Here is a 15,238-nt window from a genome sequence, read left to right as displayed (position 1 = left end):
TGACGGGGAACACCCATGGCTCGAATATTGATCGTCGATGATTCGCCGACTGAAATGTACAAACTCACCGGCATGCTGGAAAAGCACGGTCACGAAGTGCTGAAAGCCGAGAACGGTGCTGACGGCGTGGCGCTGGCCCGTCAGGAAAAGCCTGACGCTGTATTGATGGACATCGTCATGCCGGGTCTCAACGGCTTTCAGGCCACGCGCCAACTGACCAAAGATGCCGACACCAGCAATATTCCGGTGATCATGATCACCACCAAGGATCAGGAAACCGACAAGGTCTGGGGCAAACGCCAGGGTGCGCGGGATTACCTGACCAAGCCGGTGGATGAAGAAACCCTGATGAAAACCCTGAACGCGGTGCTGGCCGGCTGATTGCCGGGATTACCATGGCTGAGCCTCGTACCGCCTTTGAACTGCTGCTGGACATGGATCGGCGTTGCCGTTCGCTGGCGGCCGGGCTGCCGTTGCAGGAAGCCCATCAGCAGGACTGGATCGGCATTGGTTTTCGCATGGGCGAGCAGCGTTTTGTGGCGCCTATCGGCGAAATCGCCGAAATTCTCCATGAACCCCGTTATGCCGCCATGCCGGGCGTGAAACCCTGGGTGGTAGGCGTCGCCAACCTGCGTGGCCGGCTGCTGCCGATCATGGACCTGTGCGGCTTCTTCGGTCATGAGATGGTGCCGGTCCGCAGGCAGCGGCGGGTACTGGTGGTCGAACACAGCGATGTGTTCACCGGCTTGCTGGTGGATGAGGTGTTCGGCATGCAACGCTTCAGTCAGCCGAGCCTCATACCCCAGATACCGCAAGACGTGGAACAGCGCATGGTGCCGTTTCTGCGCGGGCAATTCATTCGCGAGCAGGTCTGGCAGGTGTTCAGCCCGTGGGCGGTCGTGCAGTCCGAAGATTTCAGGGATCTGGCGTCCTAGAGTGTGGCACGGTTTGTTTTATATGATTTAGGCGGGGGCCTGATTGATGGGTAATACAGGCAGGTCATTGGAAGGCGCACGAAGCCGGACGCAGATTATTCTGCTGTTCGTCGCGCTGATTGTTTTCATCATGTTGCTGTTCGCCAACTTTGCTTACCTCAATACTCAGTCGAATTACGACAAGCAATACATCGGGCATGCTGGCGAACTGCGCGTTCTGTCGCAGCGCATTGCCAAGAACGCCACCGAAGCAGCTTCGGGCAAAACCCCGGCGTTCAAATTGCTGGCCGACGCCCGCAACGATTTCGACGTGCGCTGGGGCTACCTGAGAAAAGGCGACCCCGCCACCGGGCTCCCCGCCGCACCGGATCTGATCCGCGACGAGCTGCGCACCGTGCAGAAAGATTGGGAAGGGCTGCGCAAGAGCACCGACGTGATTCTGGCCAGCGAACAGACGGTGCTGTCGCTGCACCAGGTGGCGGCAACCCTGGCGGAAACCATCCCCCAGTTGCAGGCCGAATACGAGAAAGTCGTCGAGATTCTCCTGCAAAGCCGTGCGCCCGCCGCGCAAGTGGTGGTCGCCCAGCGTCAGGCGCTGCTGGCCGAACGGATTCTCGGTTCGGTGAATACCGTGCTGGCCGGTGATGAAACCGCCGTTCAGGCTGCCGATGCCTTTGGCCGCGACGCCAGCCAGTTCGGCCGCGTGCTGAACGGCATGCTGGAAGGCAATGCGACGCTGCGCATCTCGCAGGTCGAAGACCGCGACGCGCGCGCGCGACTGGCGGAGATCGCCGAGCTGTTCGAGTTCGTGTCCGGTTCGGTGGACGAGATTCTCGAAACATCGCCCGAGCTGTATCAGGTGCGTGAAGCGTCCGGGAACATCTTCAACACCTCGCAAACCCTGCTCGATGAAACGTCGATGCTCGCCAACAGCCTGGAAAACCTTGCCAAACGCCGCACCATGAACACCGTCGGTGGCTACGTGCTGGGTTTGCTTGCGCTGATGTCGATCATCCTGATCGGCCTGATAATGGTCCGCGAGACCAATCGACAGCTGCGTGAAACCGCGCAGAAGAGCGAGCGCAACCAGAACGCGATCATGCGTCTGCTCGATGAGATCGAAAGCCTGGCGGACGGCGACCTGACCGTGACGGCCTCGGTGACCGAGGATTTCACCGGCGCGATTGCCGACTCCATCAATTACTCCATCGACCGGCTGCGCGAACTGGTAGTGACCATCAACCTGACGGCTGAACAGGTCGCTTCTGCAGTCACCGAAACCCAGGCCACGGCCATGCAACTGTCGGCGGCGTCCGAGCATCAGGCGTTGCAGATCAGCGCGGCGTCGACTGCCGTCAACGACATGGCAGCGTCCATCGACCAGGTGTCGGCCAATGCGTCGGAGTCCTCGGCGGTGGCAGAGCGTTCGGTGGCGATTGCCAACAAGGGCAACGAAGTGGTGCACAACACCATTCACGGCATGGACAACATCCGCGAACAGATTCAGGACACCTCCAAGCGTATCAAGCGGCTGGGCGAGTCTTCGCAGGAAATTGGCGACATTGTCAGCCTGATTGACGACATTGCCGACCAGACCAACATTCTGGCCCTCAACGCAGCGATTCAGGCCTCCATGGCCGGTGATGCCGGGCGAGGCTTTGCGGTGGTTGCCGACGAAGTGCAGCGGCTGGCCGAGCGCTCGTCGTCCGCCACCAAGCAGATCGAAACCCTGGTGCGCGCCATTCAGAACGACACCAACGAAGCGGTCATCTCCATGGAGCAGACAACTAGTGAAGTGGTGCGCGGCGCGCGGCTGGCGCAGGACGCTGGCGTAGCGCTCGGCGAAATCGAAGGGGTTTCCAGGGTGCTGGCCGAACTGATCGAAAGTATCACCGACGCCGCCCATCAACAGGCCGAGTCCGCCGGGCAGATTTCTAAGACCATGACCGTGATTCAGCAGACTACCTCGCAGACGACCTCGGGCACCGCCGCGACGGCCGAGAGCATCGGTAACCTGGCAAAAATGGCCAGCGAAATGCGCCGCTCGGTCTCGGGATTCACCCTGCCACCCTCGAAGAAGATCGGATGATGTTCAAAAAATGAACACTCTTCATGGGATAACAGGCGGAAATCGTCATGGCTGATCGTCACGATTACGTGGCCCTGGAATGGCTCAAGGGCGAGATTGCCGAGACGCTGCGTCAAGCTCGCCAGGCGCTCGACGCGTTCATCGAAGACCCGGCCGACAGTGCGGCGATGGCCCGCTGTCTGGACCTGGTGCACCAGGTTCACGGCAGCCTGCAAATGATCGAGTTCTATGGCGCCGCGCTGCTGGCCGAGGAAATCGAGCAACTGGCGCTGGCAGTGCAGCAGAATCGCGTCAGCCATCCTGTGGAGTCCGAGCAACTGCTGATTCAGGCCATGAGCCAGCTGCCGATTTATCTGGACCGCATACATTCAGCCCGTCGCGACCTGCCGCTGGTGGTTTTGCCGCTGCTCAACGACCTGCGCAGTGCGCGGGGCGAAAGCCTGCTGTCGGAAACCAGCCTGTTTGCCCCGCAACTGGTCAGTGTCCCGCCACTCGACGACGAAGCACTGGCGCGGCGCAACACGCCTGAACTGCTCAACCTTTTGCGCAAACTGCGCCAGACGTTACAGGCCGCACTGGCCGGCCTGATGCGCGAGCAGGGCGTGCAGACCCAGCTCGGTTACATGGCAAAAGTCTTTGCCCGGCTGGAACAGTTGTGTGAAGACGCGCCGCTGGGGCCACTCTGGCGAATCGCCACGGCACTGGTCGAAACCATGCTCAATGGCAATTTCACCAACAGCCCGGCGCTGCGCAGCCTGCTGAAGGATGCCGACAAGGAACTCAAGCGTCTGACCGAACAGGGCGTGGCGGGGATCAATCAGCCCGCGCCTGAAGAATTGCTGAAGAGCCTGCTGTTCTACATCGCCAAGTCCGACAGCCTGGCGCCGAAGATGCTTGATCTCAAGGATCAGTACGCGCTGGCGGATGCCTTGCCCGGCGACGACGTGGTCGATGAAGAGCGCGCTCGGATGGCCGGGCCTGACCGCGATGCCATGCGCTCGGTCATCGTGGCCTTGTGCGAAGGGCTGGTGCGGGTCAAAGAGCGGCTCGATGTATTCGTGCGTGGCGACCGTCAGCACGTCAGCGAACTCAACGCGTTACTGCCGCCGCTGCGGCAGATTGCCGATACCCTGGCGGTGCTGGGTTTTGGCCAGCCGCGCAAGGTGATCATCGATCAACTGACCGTCGTGCAGGGTCTGGCGCAGGGCCAGCGCGAACCCAGCGATGCCGCGCTGATGGATGTGGCGGGGGCCTTGCTGTATGTCGAATCGACCCTCGCCGGCATGGCCGGCAGCAATGAGCCGTCCAGCCTTGAAGAAAGCCGCCTGCCGACCACCGATCTGACCCAGATCCATCAACTGGTGATTCGCGAAGCGCGCATCGTGTTGCAGCAGGCCAAGGACGTGATCGTCGATTACATCGACGGCGAGTGGGACCGCCAGCGGCTTGACTCGCTGTGTGCCCTGCTGGTGCAGGTGCGCGGTGCGCTGGCGATGATTCCGCTGGCACGCGCGGCGAGCCTGCTTGCGGCCTGCAACGAATACATTCAGGAGCACCTGCTGGTCGACGACACCCGGCCAGGCTGGGTGCAGCTCGATTGTCTGGCCGACACGATCAGCGCGATCGAGTACTACCTGGAGCGCCTGCTCGAAGACCACGAGGCACCGGGCGATCAGATTCTCGACATGGCCCGGCAAAGCCTGGCGCGGCTGGGCTATTCACCCGCAGCGGACACCCTGGAAGTGCCGCTGCTCGACGAAATCATCACTCAGGACGAACTGCTCGAACTGGACGACCGCAAAGCGCTGGTCAGCCCGACACAGACGATCGCTCAGGTGCTCGCCAGCCCGGTGTCTGCGGTCAATCCGCCTGCTCGCAACGTCCCGACCAGCTTGCTGCCGCCCGCCGCTGACGAGGAGAAGGTCGACGACGAGTTGCGCGATGTGTTTCTCGAAGAGGCCGACGAAGTACTCGATGCACTGCGTGAATACCTGCCGCGCTGGTTTGCCTCGCTGAGCAGCGGCGGCCATTGGGACAGCACGGCGCTGACCGAAGTGCGCCGGGCGTTCCACACGCTCAAGGGCAGCGGGCGGATGGTGCGCGCGCTGATCCTCAGCGAACTGGCCTGGGCGGTCGAAAACCTGCTCAATCGGGTGCTTGAAGGCAATGTGCTGCCGGGCCTTGAGGTGCAACAGCTGATGCACGAGGTGCTGGCGCTGCTGCCGTCGGTGATCCGCGATTTTGCCGATGACGCGCAGCGCCAGCGCAACGATGTCGACCTGCTGGCGGCCCGCGCCCACGCGCTGGCCAACGGTCTTGAGCCGGCGCCGCTGGCGAGGTCTGCCGATCCTGCCTCAGGCGAACCGCTCGATCCGCAGTTACTGGAGATTTTCCGTCAGGAAGCGCAGGGCCATCTGGGCACCTTGAGCCGCTTCCTCGACACTGCCGAGCGAGCGAGTTCGCCGTCGATCAGCGACAGCGTGCTGCGCGCCCTGCATACGCTCAAAGGCAGCGCACACATGGCCGGCGTCTTGCCGATTGCCGAACTGGCGAGCCCGCTCGATCAACTGGTTCGCGAGTACAAGGCCAACCTGATCGACATCGGCACGCCTGAACTGAACCTGTTGCGCAGCGCCGAGCCGCTGTTGCGCCTCGGTCTGGAACAGCTGGACACCACCCCGCTGGGCGAAATACCGGGTGCGGCCGAGTTGATCGAGGCGGCCAGCATGCTGCTCAACGACCGGCTTACCGCAGTGCTGCGCGAGTCGGACAACGGGCTGCGCATCAAGCGTAATCCCCAGTTGATTGCCAGCTTTCTGGCCGAAGGCATGGACATCGTCCTCGACGCTGAAAACCTGCTGCGGCGCTGGCGTCAGCATCCTGGAGAGCGTCAGGAGCTGAGCGCGCTGCTGGATGAATTGACCACCTTGGGGCATGGCGCGCATCTGGCCGATCTGCCCCAGGTGGATGAGCTGTGCGAGGCCTTGCTTGACCTGTATGGCGCCGTCGAAGAAAGCAGTCTGGCGGTCAGCGAGCGGTTTTTCGATGAGGCGGAGCACGCCCATGAAGCGTTGATCAACATGCTCGATCAGGTGGCTGCCGGTCAGGATGTCGAACCTCGTCCGGAGTGCGTGCGCGCGCTGCACGAACTGCTGGCCGAGGCACTGGACCCGTCGGCGACCGGTCTGATCAAGAGCGATGGCCAGCACACCTTGAGTGTGACAGAGCTCAACACGGCGACCGAACAACTGGCCCGTGAGGCCGTGCAGCCCGAGGTTCCCAGCCCGGACGACGAGATCGTCGAGATATTTCTGGAAGAAGCCGTCGACATCCTCGACAGCGCCGGACAGGCCCTGCAACGCTGGCTGGCAGACCCGGAAAACCCGGCGCCGTTGGGCTCGCTGCAACGTGACCTGCATACCCTCAAGGGCGGCGCACGGATGGCCGAAGTGGCCGAGGTCGGCGACCTGGCTCATGAGCTGGAAAATCTTTACGAAGGCCTGATCGACCGGCGTATCGGCTTCTCTCCGGCGCTGGCCGATCTGCTGCACCAGAGCCATGACCATCTGGCAATCCTGCTGGAGCAACTGTATCGGCATGAAGCACTCAGCGACCCTTCGGCGCTGATCGCGGCGCTGGGTCGCTGTCGGCACATTGCAAAGCCTGACGCGTCGGCGCTCTCTCAGGCGAGCGAAGAACCGCCCGAGCATGACACCGAGCTGCGTGAAATCTTCCTCGAAGAAGGTTTTGACATTATCGAGAGCTCAGGCGCAGCGCTGGTCCGCTGGCAGGCCGATCCGCACAACATGCTGGAAGTCGAGAACCTGCTGCGCGACCTGCACACCCTCAAGGGCGGCGCGCGCATGGTCGAGATCGCGCCAATCGGCGATCTCGCGCACGAGCTGGAAACCCTTTACGAAGGGCTGTCCAGCGGCAGCATGCAGCCTGATTCACTGATGATCAGCCTGCTGCAGAGCGGTCATGACGTGTTGGCCGACATGCTGGATGCGGTGCGCACTGACAAGCCGATGCCCGACGCCACCTTGTTGATCGACAAGATTCGCGCCCTGGCCAGTCTGGAGCCGGGTGCCAGAGTGGCGGTTGCGTCTACGCTGGAGAGCACTCCGGAACCCGTCGTGACGGTTGCGCCGGTTGCAGAGCCCGACGCCGAACGTGGCGGTCCGGAAATGGTCAAGGTGCCCGCCGAGCAGCTGGAAAACCTGGTCAACCTGGCGGGCGAGACGTCGATTTTTCGTGGGCGAATCGAACAGCAGATGCTCGACGCGCAGGTTGCGCTGGTGGAAATGGAAACCACCATCGAACGTATGCGCGATCAACTGCGTCGCCTCGATATGGAGACGCAAGGCCGGATTCTCAGCCGCGAACAGGTTCAGGCCGAGCGTTTGGGCTATGAAGAATTCGATCCGCTGGAAATGGACCGCCATTCCCAGTTGCAACAATTGTCGCGCGCGCTGTTCGAGTCTGCGTCCGACCTGATGGACCTCAAGGAAACCCTCGGCGCTCGCACCCGTGACGCGGAAACCCTGCTGTCGCAACAGGCGCGGGTCAACACTCAGTTGCAGGAGGGTCTGATGCGCACGCGCATGGTGCCGTTCGAGCGACTGGTGCCGCGCTTGCGCCGCGTGGTGCGTCAGGTAGCGTCAGAGCTGCACAAGAAAGTGCATTTCGAGGTCGGCAATGCCGAGGGGGAAATGGACCGCAACGTGCTGGAACGCATGGTCGCGCCGCTGGAGCACATGCTGCGCAACGCCGTCGATCATGGCCTGGAAAGCACTGAGAAGCGCATTGCTGCTGGCAAGCCGGAGCAGGGCCGGATCAGTCTGGAGCTGATGTACGAGGGCGGCGATATCGTCATCGAACTGAGTGATGACGGCTCGGGCGTCGATCTGGCGGCAGTGCGGCGCAAGGCCATCAAGCGCGGCATGATCGACCCGGACGCCGACCTGTCCGATCACGAGGTGCTGCCGTTCATCCTTCAGGCCGGATTTTCCACCAGCGAGATCATCACCCAGATTTCCGGGCGCGGTGTCGGCATGGACGTGGTGCACGCCGAGGTCAAGCAGCTGGGTGGCTCGATGGTCATCGACTCGGTGCCCGGCAAAGGCACGCGCTTTCGTATCCGGCTGCCGATTTCGGTGTCGGTCAACCGTGCGCTGATGGTGACCTGTGGTGAAGAGCAGTACGCGGTGCCGCTCAATACCGTCGACGGCATCGTGCGCGTGATGGCCAACGAGCTGGATGCCTATTACCAGACCGTCCCGCCGCGTTATCAATACGGCGGCCGCAGCTATGAGTTGCGCTATCTGGGCGAACTGCTGGGCAACAGTCCGCCAAGGCTGGTCGGCCAGTTGCAGCCGCTGCCGGTTTTGCTGGTGCATTTGCAGGATCAGTGGGTGGCTGTGCAGGTCGATGCGCTGGCCGGTTCCCGGGAAATCGTGGTCAAGAGCCTTGGGCCGCAGTTTTCCGGCGTGCAGGGCATTTCCGGCGCGACAATTCTGGGCGATGGCCGGGTGGTGCTGATTCTGGACCTGATGGCGCAGATCCGTACCTTGCAAGGCCTGCCGTTCAGAGGCCTGACACCGGTCTCGTACAGCGAGGTCGAGCACGCCAGGCCGCTGCTGGTGATGGTCGTGGACGATTCGGTGACTGTGCGCAAAGTGACCAGCCGCCTGCTCGAACGGCACGGCATGCACGTGCTGACGGCCAAGGACGGGATAGACGCCATGAGCCTGTTGCAGGAACACACCCCTGACATCATGCTGCTGGACATCGAAATGCCGCGCATGGACGGTTTTGAAGTGGCCAGTCAGATTCGGCAGGACGAAGAACTCAAGGGTCTGCCGATCATCATGATCACCTCCCGTTCTGGCCAGAAACACCGCGACAGGGCCATGGCCTTGGGTGTCAACGAGTACCTGAGCAAGCCTTATCAGGAAACCGTGTTGCTGGAGAGCATCGCCTACTGGAGTCAGGTTCATGTCTGAAGGTACGTTCCAGACCAGTCGCCTGACCAGCCTGACTGGTCTTTTGTTACCGCTGAGCGACCGCCATCTGCTGGTGCCGAACGTTGCGGTGGCCGAGTTGATCGACTATCAGGATTGCAGCGCCGGGCCGGACGCGCCTGAGTGGTACCTGGGGCCGATCAGCTGGCGCGAACTGACGTTGCCGCTGCTCAGCTTCGAAGCTGCCTGCGGAGGACGCACACGGGTCGGAGGTCGCGCCCGAATCGTGGTGCTCAACGCGCTGGGCGCCCGTAACGACGTGCGCTTCATCGCTATGCTGACCCAAGGCATCCCGCGCTCCTGCAAGGTCGACAGCCAGCTGAGCTACGTCGACGTCCCGCTGGCCGAACTGGAACTGGCCGCCGTGCAGATCGGCGAAACCGTCGCCCGCATCCCTGACCTGGAGGGGCTGGAGCAGTGGCTGGTGGATGCGAAGGCTAAGGGCGTAGGAGCGTCGCCCGGTCCGCTCCTCCGGCCTCCGGCCAAAATCTAAAGCAGACTTGTGTACAACGCTGAGCGCAGGAATGCCTCGGGTGACGCTCTGCGTCACAAATCTGCGTATCACCCCAGCCCTCACGACGTGCAGATGGGCGCAGGAGGAATGGGGCTGTGAGAGCGGACTTGTCCGCGAAAGGGTCGTTATAATCGCCGAAATTGTAGCGTTTGATCCTCCGCCTTCGCTTGTCCTCGAAGGCGTAATGCTTGGCATCATCTGATACTCGGCATACACAAATAATGTATTTTTAAATGATACCTGGGCGGTTTTTCAACGATGTATTCGGTGTTTGATAATCAGTCTTCGTGGACAAGTCCACTCCTACAGGGCTTTTGTATGTTGTTGAAAGCGGAGCGCTGGCACGAGGATCAAAAGCCTTACGACGAGCAACTGATCTCCAGGTGCTTGCCCCAGTCCGGTGGACGTTGGGCATAGCCTTCCATATCGGGTTGTTCGGTGAAGGGGGTGCAGAGCACTTGGTGCAGGCGGCGAACTTCTGCGTAGTCGCCCTGTTCTGCTGCTTCGATGGCGTTTTGCGCCAGGTAGTTGCGCAAAACGTACAGCGGGTTTACCGCGTGCATGCGGGTCTGGCGATCTTGCTCGGTGCCATTGTCTTCGCGACCGATACGCGCCAGGTACGCTTCTGCCCAGCCATCGAAGCCCTTGATGTCGACAAAGTCGTCGCGCAAGGTGCGTAGCGCTTCTGCGGCCGGTTGATCACCCAGGCGGCGGAAGAACAGTGTGTAATCCACCGCGCTGTTCTGCATCAGTTGCAGTAACCGACTGACCAACTGGTCATCCTGCTCCTCGGCCACCGTCAGCCCCAGGCGACGACGCATCAGGTCCAGGTAGTGCGCCTGATACAGCGGCAAGAACAGGCCAATCGCCTCGCGCAACGCCTCCACACTGATGAACGGCGTCAAGGCCTGTGCCAGCGCGCTGAGGTTCCACTGCGCAATGGGCACCTGATTGCTGAAGGAGTAACGGCCTTCATGATCGGAATGATTACAGATGAAGTGCTCGTCGAAATCATCCAGAAACGCAAACGGCCCGAAGTCGAAGGTAATGCCTAGAATCGACATGTTGTCGGTGTTCATCACCCCATGGCAGAAACCATAAGCCTGCCACTTGGCGATCAGTTCAGCGTTACGCTCGACGATCTCGCGAAACATCGCCAGATACGGCTCCGGCTGCTCCTGACAGTGCGGGTAATGCAGTGTCAGCACGTGCTCGGCCAGCGTCTTCAGCTGTTCCGGCTGTTTGGTGTAGAACAGGTATTCAAGACTGCCGAAACGCACATGGCTCTGCGCCATACGCAGCACCATGGCGGCATATTCCTGGGTTTCGCGCCACACCGGTGTGTTGGAGCTGATCACACAGCCAGCGCGGCTGCTCGGAATGCCCAGCGCATGCAGCGCTTCGGAAGCCAGAAACTCGCGAATCGAAGACCTCAGCACCGCACGCCCATCGCCCATTCGCGAATACGGCGTGCGGCCGGCGCCCTTGAGGTGCAGGTCCCAATGCTCGCCCGCGTCGTTGTAGACCTCGCCCAGCAACAAGCCACGGCCATCGCCCAGACGCGGGTTATAGGAACCGAACTGATGGCCCGAATAAACCATCGCCCGTGGCTCTGCCTCGGCCCATAGTTTGTGACCGCTGAAAATCTCCGCGAACAGCGGCAGATCGGCCTGCTCAGGGTCCAGGTCCAGCAACGCCAAGGCTGATTCGCTGGCGACTACCAAACGTGGCGCATCAATAGGTTCGGGCAAGACGTGGGTAGAAAACGCATCGCCCAGGCGGGCAAAGCGGTTGTCGAAAACGAGTTCGTCGAGGGCTTTCAAAGCGTTTCGCCTCCAGAGGGGGAGTGTCAGGCGTGTCATGGAACGGCGGGCGGGTGCCATCGATCAGAACCCGTAGACCCATGCCATCAGCGGGAGTTCTGGCAATCAGGCGTCAGGTCTGACTGCCGGTCCGGCTGCGCTGGAAAGCGGCCAGCACCGTGCGTTCCGATTGCACCAGATAATCTTCCAGCATGCGCGTCGCTTCATCGGTCTGGCCAGCGTCGAGAAGGCCCAGAACCGCGGCGTTCATGTCGAGATAAGGCGAGTGAAGCAGTTCGGGATTGTTCAGCAGCCCGAACGCCAGGCGCAATTCGGCTGAGATCTGCCCGTAAAACGTGACCAGTCGCGGGCTGTCCGCCAGTTCGACGATCGCCTTGTGGAACATCATGTTGGCAGTGCCGACCGCCACCCAGTCACGGGCTTCGCGGGCCTTGATGCCGGCGTCGACCGCTTCACGCATGTGTTGCACGCCCGGATGCTGCGGGTAGCCCTGGGCAATGGCCGTGCATTCGATGAAACGGCGCACGCGGTAGATGTCGATGATCGACGCCATATCCGGTTCGGCCACCGTCACGCCACGGTTGGGTTCGTGCTTGAGCAAGCCCTCGCGGGTCAATACCCGAAACGCCTCTCTCAGGGTGTTGCGGGAAACTTGCAGGCTGTCCGCCAGTGCCGCCTCCGACAGGCGTTGCCCGGGGACCAGCTCGCCCTCCACCAGCATTTTGCGCAGTTCCTGGGTGAGGGATTCTCCACGCGTTCGGGGCACGGAGAGCGGGACGTCGTTCATAAAGGATCCAGTCAGAGAAAAGCGGCTTTGATATTCCACGAGAGCTTGGTGGCTGGCAAGGAAGATGGGTGAAATGTGCTTCATCAAGTAGCACCCATGAGGGGAAGCGTAACAACGTGGTGCATTTGAAGGGCGTATAGAGATTGGATTGTTCAACAATATTTTCTTTATGCATCTACAGCTTGGCGCTGCTGAGTGACCTTTGGCATGCTCATTGCTCAGGCAGAGTATCTCTCACCTCAGGAATGCCGCCGTGACACAGACTGCCAATGAGTTCACCAAGGCGCGACGCGCCTCATTGATTGCCGCAATCTTCATGATGGCGACTTCTGCCATCGGCCCCGGTTTTCTGACCCAGACCGCCACGTTCACCGCGACGCTTGGGGCCGCATTTGCTTTCGGCATTCTGGCGTCGATCCTGATCGACTTTGTGGTGCAACTGAACGTCTGGCGCATCGTCACGCTGACCAAAATGCGCGCGGCCGACCTGGCCAACGCAGCGATTCCGGGCAGCGGCTACTTGCTGGCGGTGCTGGTGATCTTCGGTGGGCTGGTGTTCAGTCTGGGCAACATTGCCGGCGCGGGTCTGGGCCTCAACGCGCTGATCGGCCTCGACCCCAAGTGGGGCGGTGCCTTGAGTGCATTGATTGCCATCGCGATCTTTTCCTCGCATCGCGCAGGCATTGCGATGGATCGCATCATGATGGTGTTGGGCACTCTGAAGGTCTGCCTGATCCTCTTCGCTGCCTTTGCCTCGCATCCGCCGCTGGGTGAGGCGTTGCGCCAGACTATCCTGCCGGATCTGGTCGATTTCGCCGCCATTACCACCATCGTCGGTGGCACGGTCGGCGGCTACATCACTTACGCCGGTGCTCACCGCTTGCTTGATCGCGGCACGGTCGGAGTCGAGAACATCGACGTGGTGTCCAAGGCGGCGCTGACCGGTATTCTGGTCACCGGGATTGTTCGTTACGTGTTGTTTCTGGCAATTCTCGGCGTGGTCGCCAGCGGCGTCGTCATCGATGTGTCCGGCAAAGGCGCCAACCCTGCGGCTCAGGCGTTCACTGCGGCGGCTGGCAACTTCGGCCTGATCATGTTCGGTCTGGTGCTCTGGGCAGCGGGTATCAGCAGCGTGATCGGCGCGTCCTACACGTCGATGTCGTTCATCACGGTGTTCTCCAAACGCATCACCGAGCGGGCGCGCAATCTGGCGACGGTCGGCTTTATTCTGATCACCGTGGTCGTATACGTATTGTGGGGCAAGCCACCGGCCGCATTGCTGGTGTTCGCGGGCGGTTTCAACGGCCTGATCCTGCCGCTCGGCCTGAGCATTTTCATGTACGTCGGCTGGCGCCGGTCCGACATGATGGACGGCTATCACTACCCGCGCTGGCTATTGGTGCTGGGCGTGCTGACCTGTCTGCTGTCGTGGTACATGGCGTTCAAGTCAGTCGGTCCCATCTTTGCCTTTATCAATGCAGCCTGATTCGGAGAACAAGAAATGCCTGCGATAGACCTGAACAGCGACCTCGGCGAAAGCTTCGGCGCCTGGAGCATGGGCGACGACGAAGCGATTCTCGACGTGGTCAGCAGCGCCAACGTTGCCTGTGGCTTCCATGCCGGCGACCCGGCCGGCATCCTGCGCACCCTTGAAGCGGCTGCCACGCGGGGCGTCTCGGTCGGTGCGCACGTAGCGTATCCGGACCTCGTCGGGTTCGGCCGGCGCAACATGGACATTCCGACTGATCAGTTGATGGCCGATGTGATTTATCAGATCGGCGCACTGCAAGGCCTGGCCCGCAGCGCCGGGACGTCCGTCAGTTACGTCAAACCCCATGGCGCGCTGTACAACACCATCGCAGGCGACCCGCGTCAGGCCGCGGCGGTCATTCAGGCGCTGTTGCGCATTGATCCCACGTTGAAGCTGGTGTGCCTGGCCAACTCACCGCTGCTCGGCTGGGCATGCGAGGCCGGGTTGTCCTGCGTCGCCGAAGCCTTCGCCGACCGCGCCTACACCGCTGAAGGCACGCTGGTGTCCCGCTCGCGGCCCGGTGCCGTGCTGCACGATGCCGAACTGATCGCCGAGCGCATGCTGCGGCTGGTGCGCGAAGGCGTGATCGAAGCAGAGGACGGCCGCGAGATCAGCCTGCAAGCCGATTCGATCTGCGTCCACGGCGACAGCCCGGGCGCGGTGAACATCGCACGCATCCTGAAAAGCCGCCTGCACGAAGCAGGTGTCACCGTCCGCGCATTCAGTCGAGGCTGATCATGAACAGCACACTGCAACACGCCCGCCAGGCGGCTATCGAAGCCCGCGCTCGCTATCGCGAAGGCTTTGTCTCGCCGACCGCTGGCCAGGCGCCCGGTCTGACCCAGTGCAACATGATCACGCTGCCCCGCGACTGGGCGTATGACTTCCTGCTGTTCGCCCAGCGCAATCCGCAGGCCTGCCCGGTGCTGGATGTGACCGAGCCGGGCAGCTACACCACGCTGCTGGCCGAACAGGCCGACTTGCGCACCGACCTGCCGCTGTATCGGGTCTGGCGCGACGGCCAACTGGCCGAAGAAATCAGCGACGCTCGCGAAATCTGGGCACAGCACAGCGATCTGGTGAGTTTTCTGATCGGCTGCAGCTTTACCTTCGAAACTGACCTGATGAACGCCGGGATCGATGTGCGGCATATCAGTGAGGGCTGCAACGTGCCGATGTACCGCAGCAACCGAATCTGTCGGCCGGCCGGTCGTCTTCAAGGCGAAATGGTCGTGTCGATGCGGCCCATCGCGGCAGACCGGGTCGCTGAAGCGGCGCGGATCACCGGGCGCTACCCCGGTGTACATGGTGCGCCGGTGCACGTCGGTGAGCCTGAACTGCTCGGCATCAAAGACCTGGCGCGTCCGGACTTCGGCGATGCGGTGACCATCAAGCCCGGCGAGATTCCGGTGTTCTGGGCCTGCGGTGTGACGCCGCAAGCGGTGGTCATGGCCTCCCGCGTGCCGTTTGCGATTTCCCACGCGCCGGGCCACATGTTCATTACCGATATTCCGGACAGCTACTACCACGTATAGG

10 protein-coding genes are annotated in these 15,238 nt (G+C 61.8%); 8 read left to right on the top strand and 2 right to left on the bottom strand.

Going from position 1 to position 15,238, the window contains the following annotated elements; genetic code table 11:
• Positions 1 to 15: 15 nt before the first annotated feature.
• Genes pilH through ABJ99_RS24200 form a run of 5 tightly spaced genes read left to right on the top strand, consistent with a single transcriptional unit; the run spans position 16 to position 9,540 of the window.
• Positions 16 to 381: a twitching motility response regulator PilH gene (pilH, locus tag ABJ99_RS24220; protein WP_003377196.1), complete on the top strand. Its 366-nt coding sequence runs from the start codon at positions 16 to 18 to the stop codon at positions 379 to 381.
• A 14-nt stretch (positions 382 to 395) separates the two neighbouring features.
• On the top strand, positions 396 to 935 hold the full coding sequence (locus tag ABJ99_RS24215) for a chemotaxis protein CheW (protein WP_054087955.1): 540 nt from the start codon (positions 396 to 398) through the stop codon (positions 933 to 935).
• A 46-nt stretch (positions 936 to 981) separates the two neighbouring features.
• The gene (locus ABJ99_RS24210; RefSeq protein ID WP_054087954.1) at positions 982 to 3,024 is read left to right on the top strand and encodes a methyl-accepting chemotaxis protein; all 2,043 of its coding nucleotides are present in this window, start codon (positions 982 to 984) and stop codon (positions 3,022 to 3,024) included.
• Positions 3,025 to 3,071: 47 nt separating this feature from the next.
• Positions 3,072 to 9,029 (top strand): Hpt domain-containing protein, encoded by a 5,958-nt coding sequence (locus ABJ99_RS24205; protein ID WP_054087953.1) that lies wholly within the window; start codon positions 3,072 to 3,074, stop codon positions 9,027 to 9,029.
• A complete protein-coding gene (locus ABJ99_RS24200; protein ID WP_054087952.1) occupies positions 9,022 to 9,540 on the top strand; it encodes a chemotaxis protein CheW in 519 nt (172 codons plus the stop codon). The genes ABJ99_RS24205 and ABJ99_RS24200 overlap by 8 nt, the downstream gene beginning before the upstream one ends.
• Positions 9,541 to 9,920: 380 nt before the next feature.
• Here the strand turns inward: ABJ99_RS24200 and selO are convergent, their stop codons facing one another.
• Both selO and ABJ99_RS24185 read right to left on the bottom strand, forming a co-directional pair.
• The gene (gene selO, locus ABJ99_RS24190) at positions 9,921 to 11,384 is read right to left on the bottom strand and encodes a protein adenylyltransferase SelO (RefSeq protein ID WP_054087950.1); all 1,464 of its coding nucleotides are present in this window, start codon (positions 11,382 to 11,384) and stop codon (positions 9,921 to 9,923) included.
• Between the two features lie 112 nt (positions 11,385 to 11,496).
• Positions 11,497 to 12,171, bottom strand: a complete 675-nt coding sequence (locus tag ABJ99_RS24185) for a GntR family transcriptional regulator (RefSeq protein ID WP_080378305.1) — start codon at positions 12,169 to 12,171, stop codon at positions 11,497 to 11,499.
• A gap of 253 nt (positions 12,172 to 12,424) precedes the next feature.
• On the opposite strand from ABJ99_RS24185, the gene ABJ99_RS24180 reads away from it, so the two are divergent.
• From ABJ99_RS24180 to ABJ99_RS24170, 3 genes are read left to right on the top strand one after another with little or no spacing between them, the layout of a single operon-like run.
• Entirely contained in the window at positions 12,425 to 13,657 is a 1,233-nt protein-coding gene (locus ABJ99_RS24180) for an NRAMP family divalent metal transporter (protein WP_007252022.1), read from the top strand.
• Positions 13,658 to 13,672: 15 nt separating this feature from the next.
• Positions 13,673 to 14,437: a LamB/YcsF family protein gene (locus ABJ99_RS24175; protein WP_054087949.1), complete on the top strand. Its 765-nt coding sequence runs from the start codon at positions 13,673 to 13,675 to the stop codon at positions 14,435 to 14,437.
• Positions 14,438 to 14,439: 2 nt separating this feature from the next.
• Positions 14,440 to 15,237, top strand: a complete 798-nt coding sequence (locus ABJ99_RS24170; protein WP_054087948.1) for a putative hydro-lyase — start codon at positions 14,440 to 14,442, stop codon at positions 15,235 to 15,237.
• Position 15,238: the final 1 nt, after the last annotated feature.

Origin of the sequence: Pseudomonas syringae pv. cilantro (assembly GCF_001293775.1) — a bacterium.
GTDB classification, from domain to species: domain Bacteria; phylum Pseudomonadota; class Gammaproteobacteria; order Pseudomonadales; family Pseudomonadaceae; genus Aquipseudomonas; species Aquipseudomonas syringae_P.
This window is presented reverse-complemented; position numbering and strand designations above follow the sequence as displayed.